The organism is Deltaproteobacteria bacterium (assembly GCA_009692615.1).
Lineage (GTDB): Bacteria > Desulfobacterota > Binatia > UBA9968 > UBA9968 > DP-20.
Genome location: SHYW01000028.1, coordinates 1 through 15,676, shown reverse-complemented (window position 1 = coordinate 15,676; position 15,676 = coordinate 1). Strand labels below are relative to the sequence as shown.

Sequence of the window (15,676 nt, the reverse complement as noted above, 5' to 3'; positions counted from 1 at the left end):
GGAAGGGTGAGGGCAGACTTTCAACCCGCGAACTCAATCAGCATCAATTCTAAATTGTTTTCCGTCGCCTTATCCCTCACCCTTCACCCCTGACCGATCATCTGATCATCCGATCCGCCTTCATCAGCGGCCACTGCGGGATCGTCAGGCCGATCTGATCGGCGGTTTTCTTATTGATCACGAACTCAAACTTCATCGGCTGTTCGACGGGAAGGTCAGCGGGCTTGGTGCCTTTAAGAATTCTGTCGACGTAATATGCCGCGCGCCGGTACTGATCAGACGTGTTCGTTCCATAGGTCATCAGACAACCATCCTCCACCCACTGAGTTCCCTCGCACATCGACGGCAGTCGATTCTTAATGGCTAAATCCGCAATCCTCTTTCGATAACGACTGAGCAGTGGATTCTGGCTCACGAAAAGCGCGTTGGCCTTCCCTTTCACCGCCGCTCGAAACGCTCCGTCAAGATCAGGGTCCGGACCGCGCACCTCCAACGATTGCAACTGAATCTTTAGCGCCGGCCCCACAGCTTTGAGCTCTTTAATAGCAACCGCCGGCCCCGGTGCGTTCACGTCCCAAAGAACGGCGACGCGCGACATCCCGGGAACCGCCTCCTTTAGCAATTCCAGCCGCTTGCCGCTCAACTCCCGGCTGAGCGTAGAGAACCCGGTGATATTTCCGCCAGGGCGTGCCAAGCTCTTAACTATTCCTGACGCAACCGGATCTACACTGCTCACCATGACAATGGGAATCGTCGTTGTCGCCTCCTTAGCCGCGAGGACTCCTGCAAAGGGTCCGGGGACCAAGACGTCGACCTTGAGTTGCACCAGTTCAGCGATCAGGCGCGGCACCCGGTCAAGATCTCCTTCAGCGTAGCGGTACTCGATCTGGATGTTTTTCCCCTCAACATAACCGCGCTCTAGCAGTCCTTGCCGGAATGCCTCCACAGAAGCCTCGCGAAATTTTGGATCGCCGCTCCCTGATGACACAAATCCTATCCGCGGGATCTTCGGCGGCTGCTGCGCCTGAACTGGAAAGCTATAAGCGAACAGTAGAGCGCATAGCGCCAGTCTAGTGATTTTTTTGTGCATGGAGCTTGCCCTCGCCCTCTCCTTCTCCCAGTGGGAGAGGGAACAATTTACTGAACCCGTTCCATTTTCATCTCCCCGTCTCCACCCTCGCCCTTTGAAAGAGGGAAGGGTGAGGGCTCTTCACCCCGCCAACTCAAAACACGGCAGCTTGATCTCCGGATTATGCGTCTGCTCGTAGCGGACTTTGACGCGGTCGCCGATCTTGACCTTCTCTTTATTGTCGCCAAGCAGGCGGCTCTCGATGATCACGCCCTCGTCGAGAATCACATTGATGTAGAAAATCGGCACCTCATCTTTGAACGCCGGATTGCGCGGCACGCGCACCAGCGTGAAGGTGTGAATCTTGCCGGTGCCCTTCGCTTCGATCCAACTGACTTCGCCGAAGCAATCGACGCAGGCCACGCGCGGAAAGAACTGCACCTTGCCGCAGCTGTTACATTTCTGCAGCAGGAATTTATTTTTTGCCGCGCCTTCCCAGAAAGGTCTGTCGACGGGATTGATCTTGGGTAAACTTTTTTGCGGTGCTCTTGCTTCAGCCATTACTTTCTCCTTTCCATAACCAACGCAGCCGTTGTGCCGAGGTTGCGCCCGTAGTTGAGCCAGCCGATGCCGGTGACCAGCGCGCGCTCGGCTTTCTTCACTTGATGCCCGTCCGCTTCGCCGCGCAATTGCCGCAGCGCTTCGACGACGTGGAGAAATCCGCCGGCCAGTCCGGCCTGGCCCACCGACAACTCGCCGCCGCCGGTGTTGAGCGGGAAATCGCCGTTGTAGGTCAAATCATGGGCATCGACGAACTTGCCGCCGTCGCCCTTCTTGCAGTAGCCGAAGTCTTCGAGCTGAATCATCACGGCGATCGGATAGTCGTCGTAAATCTCGAACAGATCGATATCCTCGCGTTTCACTTCCGAGAAAATCTTCTCGCCGACGAGTTTCATGCCGAAGGTGGTTTTCTCCGGCAGCATGTTGGCGACCTGATAGTGAACCTTCTCGGCGTCGGTGACTAAGTAAACTAGCTTGTCGGAAATCTGTTTGGCCTTTTCTTCGGACGCGAGAATCAAACACTCGGCGCCGGAACAGGGCATGACGCAGTCGAACAGGCGGATCGGATCGGAGATCATGCGCGACAGCAGATAATCTTGGATCGTCATCGGCGCGCGAAACAGCGCCTGGGGATTGTTCATCGCATTGAAGCGCTGGGCCACGGCGATCTTGCCGATTTGTTCTAATGTCGTACCGAAGTTTTCCATGTGCAGGCGCTGGATCAGCGCCATCAAAGAATTCGGCCCGCCGTAACCGTAGACATCGACGAAGTTGCCGCGCTGATATTCCAACGGCCGCTGGTGCGAGACGCTGCGGTCGAAAGAGTTACCGCCGACCAACAGCGCGACATCGAGATGGCCGCACTCGATGGCATCCGCCGCCCGGCGCACCGCGCCGACGCCGCCGGCGCCGCCGTAGTCGGCGTTCAAAACCCAATCGAGCTCGAAGCCTAACTGCTCCGCCACGTGCGGCGCGGTATCCGGACTCGCTTGAGTCGTAATCGACAGACCGTGAATGTCTTTCTTCTTGAGCCCCGTCTGATTGAGCGCCGCGCGAATCGCCGTCGCGTAGTGGCCGAGCTGCGATTCCTCCGACTGGCGCGAATACTCCGTCGAACCGTAACCGACAAAACAAACTTTCTTACGTCTCATCTCTTTCTCCCTCTGATCCCTGCAAATTTGAAATTCGAATATCGAAAGATGCCCCGCGGACCGAAACAATACGCGGCCAACTAAATCCCAAACTGGCAAAATTCAAAATGCCGAATCCGATCCTTCTAGTTTAGAATTTTCTGGTTTTTGATCATTTGAATTTGTTTCGAATTTCGGATTTCGAATTTCGGATTTGACACTGCTAGGTATTTCAACTTGTGATTTACTATTGCCTACTGCCCATTGCCTATTGCCTCACGAATTTCTCCCCCGCCGCCCGATTCATTTCCTCTTCCCGTCCATACAGCAAGCGCATCATGCGCGCTTCGCGATAGAAACCCTCGAAGGGAAATTCTTTGCAGACGCCGTAACCGCCGTGGATTTGAATCGCCGTGTCGGCGGCTTGGAAGGCCATCTTGGCGGCGCGCTTCTTGGCCAACGCCGCTTCGTCGAAATAGGTCTCACCGTGATCGGCGCGCCACGCCGCTTCGAGCGTCAGCCAGGTTGAAGTGCGCAGTTCGATGGCCAGATCGGCGAGCATCCATTGAATTGCTTGGCGCTCGGCCAAGCGCCGGCCGAAGGTGACGCGGTTACGCGCATGTTCAAGGGATGCCGCTAGGCAGCGCATGGCGATGCCCAACGAGCGCGCGGCGATTGTCAATTGCTCGGCGGCGATGATCGCGCCGGCTTCGTATTCGTAGCCGAGCAGTTGTTCGTTGGGCACGCGGCAAAGATGGAGCGACAAGCGAGCCACTGTGGCATCGGTGGTCAAGTCGACTTCATCGGCGATGGTCAAACCGCTGGTGTCGCGCTCGATGACGAACAAGCCCAGCCGTTGCGTGCCAGGCTCCCGGGCGGGAAACAAAAATAAATCGGCGTGGCAATCGAACAGATCGCCGCGCGCATCTTGCAAGATCGCGCCTTCGACCTCTTGACGATAAAGATTTTTGAGCTGGGTGAGATTGCCGGTTTTGTGCGCTTCGTCGAAGGCGAAAGCGAGCGTCAGGGTGCCGTCGGCAAGCTGCTGGCCGTATTTGGTTTCGAACATGAATTCGGGAATCGTCACCGGCGCAAAGGGCAACACCGTGCGGCCAAATTCGCGCTCGATCAACACACGCATGACCGCGCTCATCGGCGCGCCGCCGAAAGTTTCCGGCAACTCCAAGCACCATAAGCCAATGGATCGAGCTTTCTGAATCAACTCGGCGCGGGTTGCGCCGTCAAGCTCACGCCGCACCGGCGCCCCCGCCGGCAGAAACGGTTCGCTTTGTTTTAAGAACGCGCCCTCGCGCGCGAGCAGTTCCCGGTCGACGAACTCCGCCGCGGTTTTCTTGATCAGCTGTTCTTCTTCGGTGAGTCGTAGATCCATAATTCTATCGCACCACGAAGGACACGAAGGTTTCGAACAATTAGAACTCCGAACTTCGTGATCTTCGTGTCCTTCGTGGTGATAATCTTCTTTCGCATCTTCACTACTGCAATTCCAACAACCCCGCGCCTTCGCGGAACAGCGCGCGCTGGATGATATGACGCTGCACTTCCGACGGTCCGTCAATGATCCGGCGCGCGCGGGCGTGGCGGAAAGCGCGGGCGATCACATGTTCTTTACGCATCGCCGACGGGCCGACCGCTTCTAGAGCGAAGTCGATGACCTTGTGCGCCAGCTCGGTGCCGAACAGTTTCACTTTCGCCGCGTCGACGCGCACGTCGAGTTTTTGATCGGCGCGCCAGGATGCGGTGTAGGTGAGCGTTTTCAACGCTTCGAGCTCGCCGAGAAAGTGGCCGATGGCGCCGGCATATTTATTTACTTCTTGGGCATCGTGGCGGATCGCTTCGGCCACCGCGCGCAGCACCCGCTGGGCCATGCCGTGGGCGCGAATGCCGACTTGGAAGCGGCGCGCGCCGAGCCAGGATTGATTGAGCGCCCAGCCGTTGCCCACCTGGCCGAGCACCTACGATTTGGGCACGCGGCAGTCTTCGAAGACCAACTCACAGGGCTCGGTGCCGGCGATAGTCGCGATGCTGCGCACGACGCGATAGCCCGGCGTGCCGGTGTCGATCAGAAAACAAGTCACGCCCTCGCGCCCCTTTGTGCCCGGCAAGCGGGCGAAGAGTTGCACGAAGTCGGCGACATCGGCGAAGGTCGGAAACATTTTCGTGCCGTTGATCTCGAAATAATCGCCGTCCGGCGTCGCCGTGGTCTGCATCATCGAGGGATCGGCGCCGGAAGCCGGTTCGCTCAAGCCGAACGCCGAAGTCTTCTCGCCGCGGATACAGGGCCAAAGATATTTGTCGATCTGCTCGCCCTGGCAATTAAACAAAATGTTCGACACATGGTTGCCGAACTCGAAGGGAATTGCCGACTTCTCCAATTCTTCAGTCACCGCGATCATCGCCACGTTGCTGACTTCCATGCCGCCGTAGGCCTTGGGCACGTCGAGATGCCACAGACCGGCTTCCTCGGCGCGCTTTTCCAAATCTTCCATGATCTTCAGGTAACGCTGAATCTCCGCGTCAGCACTCGACTTCACCCGGCTCTTCCAGCGGCTGCCTTCGAAAATATCCGGCGCGTGGGCGAACTCCGGCTCCAGCGGCAAGAGCGCTTCAGCGACGAATTCGCGGACTCGCCAGCTAAGACTTTCTTCTTCAGCGGACACACTAAAATTCATGGCGCGACGATAACTCCCTCCGCCCCTTTATCACAGCTTGCTTGGACAAAAAAACAGATAGCAACCATTGACCGTCGAATCCCCCGTGTGGTAATTCGATCAACAATCGAAATGCCCTATTCAATCGCCAATTTTTTGGAGGTCCGATGCCCGGTGTCAATTTAGCCAACGTCAACATCATCGATGCCGACGGCCATGTGCTTGACCGCGATGCCGATTTGCGCAAGTTTATCGCCGAGCCGTTCTGTCGGCGCCGGGGCTCGCTGTTGCCGAGCGATGTTTGGGACTCCAGCATGTATGGCAAACTCGACACGCCGAATCCGGACCTCGCTACCCGGCTCCGCGATCTCGACACTGAACATATCGATATATCCGTCTTGTTTCCCACCGGCGGTTTCAGCGTCACCCAGTTGCCGGAAAAAGATTACGCCGCCGCCTTTTGCCGCGGCTACAACGATTGGATCGCCAGCGTTTGCGCCGAGAGTCCGCGGCTCAAAGGCGTGGCGCTAGTGCCGTTCCAAGACGTCGACGCGGCGTGCAAGGAAATCGACCGCGCCATTGGCAAGCTCGGTCTCGTTGGCGTGGCGGTTGGCACCTTCGGCATGAAGGAACATATCGGTCAGCCGGCCTACTGGCCGATCTATGAGCAGCTGGTGAAATACAACGCGCCACTGTTGGTCCACAACTCACGCAACGGACCGGCCGGCGAAATCCGCTTCGACACCTTCTTATTCCGCCATACCGTTGGACGGCCCTTTGAAACTTTGCTAGATTGCGCCGCATTGGTTTATGGCGGCGTGCCGGAGAAATTCCCCAAATTGCGCGTCGCCTTTCTCGAGTGCGGCTGCGGCTGGGTGCCCTACTGGATGGACCGCATGGACGAGGAATGGGAGAAACGCCAAACCGAGGCGCCGCTGTTGAAGAAAAAACCCAGCGCCTACATCACCGGCGGCAACTGGTTCTTCGCCGCCGAACCGGAAGAGAGCACAGTGCCCTTTTGTTTGGAAAAGCTCGGCGAAGATGTCATTTTGTTCGCTTCCGACTATCCCCACTGGGACGGCGGTTTTCCCTACATGACGGCCACCGTCAAAGGCCGAAAAGATATTAGCGACGGACAAAAAAATAAAATCATGCGCGATAATGCCATCCGACTTTACGGTTGGAATTAAGCGAAAGGAGTTTCACTTGAAAATCACCCCGAAGGCCATTTTTAGTTTTTGCGCTTTAATCTTTTTCTGCGTGTTCGTCTACGAAGCCAAGGAGTGGCGCATGCAAGCCCGGCTGTATCCCTTCACGATCGGCATCCCGATGATTATCCTCGCCCTCATTCAGGTCATCCTGGATTTGAAAGGCATCGAACATAAGCCGGATGACAACGTCACGCCGATGGATTTTCAAGCGACGAAAACCGTCGAACCGGCAATCGCGTTTAGGCGCACGGTCAACATGTTCTCCTGGTTCTTTGGGTTTTTCTTCGGCTGTTGGTTTGTCGGCTTTTCGATCACGGTCCCGGTCATCGTCTTCTCTTACATGTATTTCCACGGCAAAGAGAAACTTTGGCTGTCGGCGACTCTGACCGCGGTCGCTTTCCTTTTTTATTATTCTCTGTTTGTGAGATTGCTCAACCTGCCTTTCCCAGACGGAATGATTCAAACCTGGTTGGGTTTGGCTTAGTCAGAAGCGAAAATCAGCCTGGCCGACAATACGCCCGCGCGCGCGATTCACGTCAAGCGCTGCGGGGGGCTCATTTATTAGAGTCGTAACCACAGCCCGCCGCGGGTAGCGATTTTAATCGGCAGGTCATCTTGATGACTTTACCCACGCGGCTGAAGCTAACGATCCCGGCGCTGTCGCTCAATCAGCCGACTTCCAGTCGGCACATTCTGCACCCTCTCGACTTGGAGCCGAAGGTTATTCAGTTTTGCGAGCGTTAACTCACACGGAGACCGCGACCATGGAAAAGCACCAAGCTGTTTGCCGATTGTCGGCATTTGTCGTCCTCGCTTGCTTGAGCTGCGCCGGCTCCCTGGCAAGAGCGCAAAGCGAACCGTTCTACAAAGATAAGACCGTGCGCATCGTGATCGGCTTCACTCCCGGCGGCTTCTACGACCGCTGGGCGCGTTTGTTATCGCGCTACATGCCGAAATACGTTCCCGGCAACCCCAACTTTCTGGTGCAGAATATGCCCGGCGCCAGTTCGGTAATCGCCGCCAATTATGTTTACAACCTAAGCAAAGCCGACGGCCTGACGCTGCTCGTGCCGATCAATAGCCTCTATCTCGATCAAGTAGTGGGACGCAAAGAAGTGAAGTTCGACATGCGCAAGTTCGAATTCATCGGCAGTCAAGAAAAGACTCCGACGATGCTTTATTTCCGCGCCGACAGTACATTTAAAACTTTGACCGATATCATCAACGCCAAAGAACCGCCCAAGTGCGGCTCCACCGGCACCGCCAGCACGGGGTATTTACTCGCGCAAATCATGGATGAAGCGTTTAAGGCAAAGATGACCACCGTCACTGGATATCAAGGCGGCAGCGAGATCGACATCGCCGCCGAACGCGGTGAAATCGTCTGCCGCGGCATGGACATCCCGCCGCACTTCGGCCGCGAGCCGTTCGATAGCTGGCATAAGAAAGGCTTCGACCGGCATATTTTGCAAAGCGGCCCCAAGCGCGATCCGCGCATGGGCGATGCGCCGACGCTGTTTGAATTGATGGATCAATACAAGACTTCCGACGCCGTGCGCCGCGCCGCGCGCATCATCATGGCGAGCGGCGATTTCGGCCGGCCCATGCTCGCCGGCCCCGGCAACCCGCCCGAACGAATCAAACTGCTGCGCGACGCCTACGCCAAGGCGATGCGCGACCCAGCGTTGATCGAAGAAGCGAAAAAAGGTCAGATGGACATGGAGTATACCTCCGGCGAGGATCTGCAAAACTTGATGAAGGATCTGCTCAACCAACCGCGCGAAGCGATCGACCGGGTGAAGAAAATTCTCGCGGACTAGTCTAATTAGTTAGATGCTAAGGAGGCCTCGATGACATCGGCAAAGATCGGAACTATTATTCTCTGCGGCGCGCTGGCTTGGAATCTCCTCGACGCCGGCGACCTCAAGGCCCAAGAACCATTTTACAAAGGTAAAACCATCCGCATCGTCGTCGGCCTGACGCCGGGCGGGTTTTACGATCGCTGGGCACGGCTGCTGGCGCGCTTCATGCCACTTTACATTCCGGGCAATCCCAACTTTATCGTGCAGAACATGGCCGGCGCCGGTTCGATGATCGCCATGAATCATGTCTATGGCGTCGCCAAAGCCGACGGCATGACCCTCGGGATGCCGAACTATGGCGTCTATCTCGACCAACTCGCGGGGCGCAAAGAAGTTCGCTTCGACGTCACCAAGATGTTCTACATCGGCTCGCCGGAGAAGAGCGATATAGTGCTTTACGCGCGCGCCGACGCGCCGTTTAAGACGGTACAAGAGATGCGCAAGCTGGCCGAGCCGCCCAAGTGCGGCGCCAGCGGCACCGCCAGCGCCGATTACCTGATCGCCAAAGTTCTCGAAGACACACTCGGGGTGAAAATCAATTCGGTGGTTGGCTACGCCGGCGGCAGCGAGATCGACATCGCCGTCGAGAAAGGCGAAGTGCTGTGCCGCGGCATGACCATCGCACCCCACTTTGGCCGCGAGCCCTTCGACAGTTGGCACAAAAAAAACTTCGATCGCCATATCGTCCAGACCGCGGAGAAGCGCGACCCACGCATGGGCGACGTGCCGACACTTTACGAAATCTTCGAAAAAGAAAATACCGCCGATGAGAGCCGGCGGGTCGCCGATGTAATTTTGCGCGGCGGCGACTTTGGCCGCCCCATGCTGGTCGGCCCAGGCACGCCCATCGAAAGGGTGAATATCCTGCGCGAGGCTTACGTCAAATCGATGAATAATCCCGAGCTCATCGCCGAGGCAAAGAAATCTCGCATGGACATGGAGCCGGTCAGCGGTGAACAGTTGCAAACATTGGCAAAACGAGTCATGAATCAACCCCCCGCCGTGCTCAAGCGCGTCAAGAAAATTTTGGAGTAGGAAGTCACACCCAGAAACAGGAGAAGCCAACATGAAAAAAACGACATTCGTCCTATCGGTCCTATCGGTCCTATTCCTTCCCCGAACGCCGCTCCACGCCCAGACCCCCTTCTATCAAGGCAAGACCATCACCATCATCGTCGGCACCAAAGCCGGCGATGTTTACGACCTTTACCCGCGCTTGGTAGCCGAATACTGGAGTAAATTTATTCCCGGCAGTCCCAACATTATCATTCAGAATGTCCCCGGCGCGGCGTCATTGATCGCAGCGAACCAGGTCTACAATAACGCCAAGCCGGATGGCCTCACCCTCGGCGCCATCTATCCGGCCCTCTATTTCGATCAGCTGCTCAAGAAACCTGAAGCGAAATATGACTGGGCGAAAATGCCGTGGATCGGCAGTACCGTGACGTCGAACTATCTCTTGTACATGCGCGCCGACACGCCGTACAAATCGGTGGAAGATGTGCGCAACGCCAAAGTCGCGCCCAAGTGCGGCTCCACCGGCATCGCCTCGACCGGCTACCATATGCCCAAACTCATGGAAGAGGTTCTCGGCACCAAGTTCGATGTCGTCACCGGTTACCAGTCCGGTCAAGACATCGACTTGGCGGTGGAGCGCGGCGAGTTGCAATGCCGTGCGTTCACGATCACAGCCTATCACGCCCGCGAACCGTTTATTTCCTGGCGCAAACGCAACTTCACCAACGTTCTGATTCAAACCGGCGTCAAGCGCGACCCGAGAATCAAAGACACGCCGACCATGCAGGAACTGATGGACAAGTACAAAACCAGCGACGCCGCGCGCAAGCTGGTTCGTGTCATTTTAGCCTCCGGCGATTTCGGCCGTCCCATCGTCGCCTCACCAGGTATTCCCGCCGACCGATTGAAACTGCTGCGCGACACTTTTCGCAAGACACTCACCGACCCGGCGTTCCTGGCGGAGGCGGAAAAACGCAAATTGGAAATCGACCCAACTTGGTACGAGGAAATGGAGTCGCTGGCCAAAGACGTGATGGCGACACCGCCTGATGTTGTCGCGCGCATGAAAAAACTATTAGGTGATGGCTAAGCAGTAAAAAGGAGATTGCGATGAAAAAACTATTTGTCCTATCTATTCTGACGATCTTATTCTCCGGTTCAGCGCTCCACGCTCAGACGCCCTTTTACCAGGGCAAGACGATCACCATCATCACCGCCGCCAAGGCGGGCGACACCTATGACCTTTACCCACGCCTGGTCGCCGAATTCATGTCCAGGCACATTGCCGGAAACCCGAACATCATCATTCAAAACGTCGCCGGCGCGGCGGGGTTGATCGGCACCAATCAGGTTTACAATCTCGCCAAACCCGACGGTCTAACCCTCGGCGCGATTTATCCGGCGCTCTACTTCGAGCAGCTCGCCAAACGCGCCGAAGCCAAATTCGACTGGAGCAAGTTCATCTGGATCGGCAGCACGGTGAGTTCCACCAGTCACATGTATATGCGCGCCGACACCCCGTATAAAACCATCGAAGACGTCCGTACCGCAACCACTCCGCCGAAGTGCGGCGCCACGGGCGTAACCTCGTCCGCCTATTACATGCCGAAACTCTTGGAAGACGCTATCGACACCAAATTCGAAATTGTCTCGGGTTATGTCGCCGGGTCGGATATCGACCTCGCCGTCGAGCGCGGCGAAGTTCAGTGCCGGGCTTTTACGATCAATGCCTACTTCTCCCGCGAGCCATTCATTACTTGGCGCAAGAAAAATTTCGTCCGCGTGCTCTATCAGACCGGCAGCAAGCGCGATGCGCGATTGAAGGACGTGCCGCTGTTCACTGAATTGATGGACAGGTACAAGACCGCTGAAAGCGTCCGGCGACTGGTCAAAGTGGTGCTGGCCGCCGATGAATTCGGCCGTCCGATCGTCTTCCCTCCAGGAGTTCCCGCCGACCGGGTGAAGATCATTCGCGACGCTTTCAACAAGACGATCAACGACCCTGCCTTCTTGGCCGAGGCGGAAAAGCGCCGACTCGACATCGATCCGGCAACTGGCGAAGAACTCGACTCATTGGCCAAAGAAGTCATGACCGCGACACCGGACATCGTCGCGAAGGTAAAGAAACTCATCGGCATGTAACTCACAACCAGGACGCGAAGAAAAAACATGCGCCTTAAATTACCACTGGTCCTATCTGTCATATCGGTCCTATTACTCTACAATCACCTGCCTGCCCAGACGCCCTTCTACCAGGGCAAAACCATTCGCATCGTCATCGGCTCCTCAACTGGCGGCGGCTACGATCTGTGGGCGCGCGTCTTGGCGCGCTACTACGGCAAGTACATTCCCGGCAATCCGACGATCCTGGTACAAAATATGCCCGGCGCGGCGTCCATCGTCGCGACCAATTATTTATACAGCATCGCTAAGCCCGACGGCTTGACCCTCGGCGCGCTGTTGCCGGCAACTTATTTCGATCAACTGGTCGGGCGCAAAGAAGTCCAGTTCGATTTTACCAAGATTCCCTGGATCGGCTCGCCGGAGCAGAACGATATCCTGCACTACATGCGCGCCGATTCGCCCTACAAATCCATCGACGACATCCGCAAGGCCAAAGAACCGCCGCGCTGCGGCAGCTCCGGCACCGGCACCACGGGATTTTACATTCCCCGTTTGCTCGACGAAGTCTTGGGCACCAAGCACACCATCGTCAGCGGCTATCCCGGCGGCGCCGAGATTGATTTGGCGGTCCAGCGAGGCGAGGTGCACTGCTGGTCGCCATTGGTGGCAACCTACTTTGGCCGCGAACCCTACATCAGTTGGCAAAAGACTGGCTACGTAAAACTCGTCGTACAGTTCGGCGTCAAGCGCGATGCGCGCTTGCCCGACGTGCCGACGATTTATGAATTGATGGATCAGCATAAAACTCCCGAAGCCGGCAAGCGGCTCACTCGGGTGATCTTGGTCGCCGCCACACTCGGCCGGCCCATCGCCGCGACGCCGGGCATTGCGCCCGAGCGCTTGAAACTCCTGCGCGACGCCTATCAAAAAACTTTGAAAGACCCCGAGCTCATCGCCGAAACCAAACGCCAACGCTGGGACATCGACCCGCTCACCGGCGAGGAGATGGAGAAACTTTCCAAAGAAGTCATGGCCCAGCCCAAAGATGTGATCGAGAGAATGAAATGGGTGTTGGGGAACTAACCTCAAGACTGTCGATTAACGTTAACAACAACGAGAAATTCCGTCACACCGGCGTAGGCCGGTGTCCATCTCTGCTTTCAGCAGAACGGCGAAAAGACCACCGCCGCTCCTGGATTCCGGCCTGCGCCGGAATGACCCAACAAGAATTTGACAGTTTAATTCGATGTGCGTTAAGTACGAGGCTGTTGATGATCTGTGATTTTCTTAATTCGTGCAAACGTTTCAGGCGCAAATTGATCAAAGTTCTCGGCCTTGTGATTTTTTCCGTCCTTGAACTTTGGAGCGCAAGTCTTGAACGAGCATTCGCGCAAACGAATTTCTATCAAGGCAAGACGATTACCATGGTCGTCGCCTCCACCGCCGCCGGCGGTTACGATCTGTGGGCGCGGCTGACGGCGCGTTACATGGTCAAATATATCCCCGGCAATCCATCGATCCTCGTGCAAAACATGCCCGGCGCCGGCAACATCGTCGGCGCCAACTACGTCTACGGCGTCGCCAAGCCCGACGGCCTGACCATGGTCGCGGTCAATCCGGCGCTTTATTTCGATCAGCTTGTCGGCCGCTCCGAAGTGAAATTCGATTGGGCGAAATTCAATTGGATCGGCTCGCCGGAAAAAAACGACGTCGTCTACTACATGCGCGCCGACCATCCGTTTAAAAGCGTTGACGATCTGCGCACCAGCAAAGAACCGGCGCGCTGCGGCAGCACCGGCACCGGCAGCACCGGCCACTACATTCCGCGTCTGCTCGAAGAAACCCTCGGCATCAAGACGCAAATCGTCAGCGGATATCCCGGCGCGCCGGATATCGAACTCGCCATCGAGCGCGGCGAAGTGTTTTGCTGGTCGCCGCTGCTGGCGACCTACTTTGGCCGCGAGCCTTACCGGCGCTGGCATAAATCGGGCTACGTGCGCGTCATCGTGCAGACCGGCGCCAAGCGCGATCCGAGATTGAAAGACAGTCCGACTTTGAATGAATTGATGCAGCAATATAAATCACCGGAGCCGGCGCGCCGTCTCGCCAAAGTAATTCTCACCGCGGCAACCTTAGGCCGGCCCATCGGCGCGGCCCCCGGCGTTCCCGCTGACCGGGTAAAAATCCTGCGTAACGCCTACGCCAAAGCGATCGCCGATCCGGAACTGCTCGCCGAAGCCGCCAAACAAAACTGGGAAGTCGATGCGACCAAAGGCGAAGAGCTGCAAGCCTTGTCGAAAGAAGTCATGACCCAGCCCAAAGAAATCATCGAGCGCATGAAATGGGTGCTCGGACGGGAATAGGAGTTGGAATGATGGAGTACTGGACTGTTGGAGTAATGGGTTTTCGGAATCGGATCTCGTCAGTAACCATCACTCCATTACTCCAACACTCCATCACTCCAATTGTTCGTCTCGTCGCGATTATCTTCTTGCTGCTACACGCTCCGCTTCGCGCCCAGACCCCCTTCTACGCCGGCAAAACTCTCAAGATCATCGTCGGTTCGGCGTCGGGCGGCGGTTACGATCAATGGGCACGCCTACTCGCTCAGCATATCGGCAAACATATTCCTGGTCATCCAAGCGTCATCGTGCAAAACCTGCCCGGCGCCGGCGGCTTGGTTGCCGGAAATTTTATTTATGGCATGGCCAAGCCCGACGGCCTGACCCTCGGCGCGTTCAATCCCGCGCTCTATTTCGAACAACTGGTCGGCAAGCCGGAGAGCAAGTTCGATTGGACAAAATATAGTTGGATCGGTTCGCCGGAAAAAAATGACGCGTTGCATTACATTCGCGCCGACTCGCCGTACAAATCGATCGACGATCTACGCAACGCCAAGGAACCGGCCAAATGCGGCAGCACTGGCGGCGGCACCACCGCGCATTATTTTCCTCGACTGCTCGAAGACGCGCTCGGCATCAAAACCACCCAGGTCACCGGCTATCAAGGCGGTTCAGAAATCGACCTCGCCGTCGAACGCAATGAAATAGTCTGCTGGACACCGCTGATCGCCACCTACTTCGGCCGCGAGCCGTACAAGCGCTGGCACAAAACCGGATTCGTCCGCGTCGTCGTCCAGACCGGCAACAAGCGCGACGAACGGCTGAAGGATGTGCCGGCGCTGAATGAATTGATGCAGCAATACAAAACCCCCGAGGCCAGCCGCCGTCTCGCCAAAGTCGTCTTGACCGCCGCTAACCTCGGCCGCCCCATCGGCGGCCCGCCGCGCATGTCGGCCGAGTTAGTACAAATTCTCCGCGATGCCTACGCCAAGACCATGAAAGATCCCGGGCTGCTCGCCGAAGCCGCCAAACGCGCCTGGGAGGTTGATCCGCACACCGGCGCCGAGCTTGAAACGCTAGCGAAAGAGGTTATCAATCAACCCAAAGAAGTGATCGAGCGGATGAAGTGGGTGTTGGGAAATTAGATCAGATCGATTTTGGATTTTCGTCTGCGGGGCCGCTTTTGGATTTTGGATTGGGAGGCAAATCATGGCCAATGCGTATTCAGCGAGAACTCAGAATTTTCTTTCCGACAATCTAAAATCGAAAATCCAAAATCTAAAATTGATTGGGCTTGTCGCCATCGTTGTCGCATTCGCGCTGTGTGGCACTGTGGCCGAGGCGCAGCAGCCGGCGAAGATAATTAAGATCGGCTGGCTCGCATCCAGTCCTGGTCGATCAGCCCAGTTCGAGAGATACAAAAATGTCCTCCGCGCGCTTGGCTATATCGAAGGAAAAAACATCGCTTTCGAGTATCGATTCCCGGAGGAGGGCAAACTCGACCAACTCCCGGCCGTGGCTGAGGAACTGGTCCGTCTCAAAGTTGATGTCATAGTCGCGACAGGGGCGCCCGCTGCCCTGGCCGCCAAGAACGCTACCAAGACGATTCCTATCGTTTTTACGAGTGGGGGTGATCCGGTTGTGATTGGGCTGATCGATAGCCTGGCGCGGCCGGGCGGGAACCTCACGGG

Annotated in this window: 16 protein-coding genes; 10 read left to right on the top strand and 6 right to left on the bottom strand. The window is 56.7% G+C overall.

Annotation, left to right across the window (positions count from 1 at the left end; genetic code table 11):
* Positions 1–97: 97 nt before the first annotated feature.
* The 6 genes from EXR70_08990 to EXR70_08965 form a co-directional block, all read right to left on the bottom strand.
* Positions 98–1,090, bottom strand: a complete 993-nt coding sequence (locus EXR70_08990) for an ABC transporter substrate-binding protein (GenBank protein MSP38611.1) — start codon at positions 1,088–1,090, stop codon at positions 98–100.
* Positions 1,091–1,210: 120 nt separating this feature from the next.
* Positions 1,211–1,630, bottom strand: coding sequence for a Zn-ribbon domain-containing OB-fold protein (locus tag EXR70_08985; GenBank protein ID MSP38610.1), 420 nt, complete (start codon positions 1,628–1,630; stop codon positions 1,211–1,213).
* Positions 1,630–2,781 carry a thiolase family protein gene (locus EXR70_08980; protein ID MSP38609.1) on the bottom strand — a complete coding sequence of 384 codons (1,152 nt, stop codon included), beginning with the start codon at positions 2,779–2,781 and terminating at the stop codon, positions 1,630–1,632. The genes EXR70_08985 and EXR70_08980 overlap by 1 nt, the downstream gene beginning before the upstream one ends.
* Before the next feature lie 247 nt (positions 2,782–3,028).
* Positions 3,029–4,150, bottom strand: coding sequence for an acyl-CoA dehydrogenase (locus EXR70_08975; GenBank protein MSP38608.1), 1,122 nt, complete (start codon positions 4,148–4,150; stop codon positions 3,029–3,031).
* A gap of 103 nt (positions 4,151–4,253) precedes the next feature.
* Positions 4,254–4,733, bottom strand: a complete 480-nt coding sequence (locus EXR70_08970) for a hypothetical protein (protein MSP38607.1) — start codon at positions 4,731–4,733, stop codon at positions 4,254–4,256.
* Positions 4,734–5,450: an acyl-CoA dehydrogenase gene (locus tag EXR70_08965; GenBank protein MSP38606.1), complete on the bottom strand. Its 717-nt coding sequence runs from the start codon at positions 5,448–5,450 to the stop codon at positions 4,734–4,736. It abuts the gene before it with no gap.
* A gap of 146 nt (positions 5,451–5,596) precedes the next feature.
* Here EXR70_08965 and EXR70_08960 point away from each other — a divergent pair, with 146 nt between their 5' ends.
* The 10 genes from EXR70_08960 to EXR70_08915 all read left to right on the top strand — a co-directional run.
* Positions 5,597–6,619: a hypothetical protein gene (locus EXR70_08960; protein MSP38605.1), complete on the top strand. Its 1,023-nt coding sequence runs from the start codon at positions 5,597–5,599 to the stop codon at positions 6,617–6,619.
* Complete coding sequence (locus tag EXR70_08955; GenBank protein MSP38604.1) at positions 6,591–7,124, top strand: hypothetical protein; 534 nt, start codon at positions 6,591–6,593, stop codon at positions 7,122–7,124. The genes EXR70_08960 and EXR70_08955 overlap by 29 nt, the downstream gene beginning before the upstream one ends.
* Positions 7,125–7,404: 280 nt before the next feature.
* Positions 7,405–8,460, top strand: coding sequence for a hypothetical protein (locus tag EXR70_08950; protein MSP38603.1), 1,056 nt, complete (start codon positions 7,405–7,407; stop codon positions 8,458–8,460).
* A gap of 30 nt (positions 8,461–8,490) precedes the next feature.
* Entirely contained in the window at positions 8,491–9,537 is a 1,047-nt protein-coding gene (locus EXR70_08945; protein MSP38602.1) for a hypothetical protein, read from the top strand.
* Between the two features lie 31 nt (positions 9,538–9,568).
* Positions 9,569–10,609 (top strand): hypothetical protein, encoded by a 1,041-nt coding sequence (locus tag EXR70_08940; protein ID MSP38601.1) that lies wholly within the window; start codon positions 9,569–9,571, stop codon positions 10,607–10,609.
* Between the two features lie 20 nt (positions 10,610–10,629).
* Positions 10,630–11,661 (top strand): hypothetical protein, encoded by a 1,032-nt coding sequence (locus EXR70_08935; GenBank protein MSP38600.1) that lies wholly within the window; start codon positions 10,630–10,632, stop codon positions 11,659–11,661.
* 27 nt (positions 11,662–11,688) lie between these two features.
* Positions 11,689–12,726 (top strand): hypothetical protein, encoded by a 1,038-nt coding sequence (locus EXR70_08930; protein ID MSP38599.1) that lies wholly within the window; start codon positions 11,689–11,691, stop codon positions 12,724–12,726.
* Positions 12,708–14,006 (top strand): hypothetical protein, encoded by a 1,299-nt coding sequence (locus EXR70_08925; protein MSP38598.1) that lies wholly within the window; start codon positions 12,708–12,710, stop codon positions 14,004–14,006. Before EXR70_08930 ends, EXR70_08925 begins: the two co-directional genes overlap by 19 nt.
* A complete protein-coding gene (locus EXR70_08920) occupies positions 13,985–15,130 on the top strand; it encodes a hypothetical protein (protein MSP38597.1) in 1,146 nt (381 codons plus the stop codon). Before EXR70_08925 ends, EXR70_08920 begins: the two co-directional genes overlap by 22 nt.
* A 64-nt stretch (positions 15,131–15,194) precedes the next feature.
* A partial coding sequence (locus EXR70_08915; GenBank protein ID MSP38596.1) for a hypothetical protein occupies positions 15,195–15,676 on the top strand: 482 nt, incomplete at its 3' end.

Bases quoted from the DNA above. Each gene is read 5' to 3' on its own strand.
- EXR70_08950 (MSP38603.1), top strand. From the start codon at position 7,405: ATGGAAAAGCACCAAGCTGTTTGCCGATTGTCGGCATTTGTCGTCCTC.
- EXR70_08940 (MSP38601.1), top strand. From the start codon at position 9,569: ATGAAAAAAACGACATTCGTCCTATCGGTCCTATCGGTCCTATTCCTT.
- EXR70_08975 (MSP38608.1), bottom strand. From the start codon at position 4,150: ATGGATCTACGACTCACCGAAGAAGAACAGCTGATCAAGAAAACCGCG.
- EXR70_08925 (MSP38598.1), top strand. From the start codon at position 12,708: ATGGGTGTTGGGGAACTAACCTCAAGACTGTCGATTAACGTTAACAAC.
- EXR70_08920 (MSP38597.1), top strand. From the start codon at position 13,985: ATGGGTGCTCGGACGGGAATAGGAGTTGGAATGATGGAGTACTGGACT.
- EXR70_08965 (MSP38606.1), bottom strand. From the start codon at position 5,450: ATGAATTTTAGTGTGTCCGCTGAAGAAGAAAGTCTTAGCTGGCGAGTC.
- EXR70_08960 (MSP38605.1), top strand. From the start codon at position 5,597: ATGCCCGGTGTCAATTTAGCCAACGTCAACATCATCGATGCCGACGGC.
- EXR70_08935 (MSP38600.1), top strand. From the start codon at position 10,630: ATGAAAAAACTATTTGTCCTATCTATTCTGACGATCTTATTCTCCGGT.
- EXR70_08955 (MSP38604.1), top strand. From the start codon at position 6,591: ATGCCATCCGACTTTACGGTTGGAATTAAGCGAAAGGAGTTTCACTTG.
- EXR70_08990 (MSP38611.1), bottom strand. From the start codon at position 1,090: ATGCACAAAAAAATCACTAGACTGGCGCTATGCGCTCTACTGTTCGCT.
- EXR70_08980 (MSP38609.1), bottom strand. From the start codon at position 2,781: ATGAGACGTAAGAAAGTTTGTTTTGTCGGTTACGGTTCGACGGAGTAT.
- EXR70_08945 (MSP38602.1), top strand. From the start codon at position 8,491: ATGACATCGGCAAAGATCGGAACTATTATTCTCTGCGGCGCGCTGGCT.
- EXR70_08930 (MSP38599.1), top strand. From the start codon at position 11,689: ATGCGCCTTAAATTACCACTGGTCCTATCTGTCATATCGGTCCTATTA.
- EXR70_08985 (MSP38610.1), bottom strand. From the start codon at position 1,630: ATGGCTGAAGCAAGAGCACCGCAAAAAAGTTTACCCAAGATCAATCCC.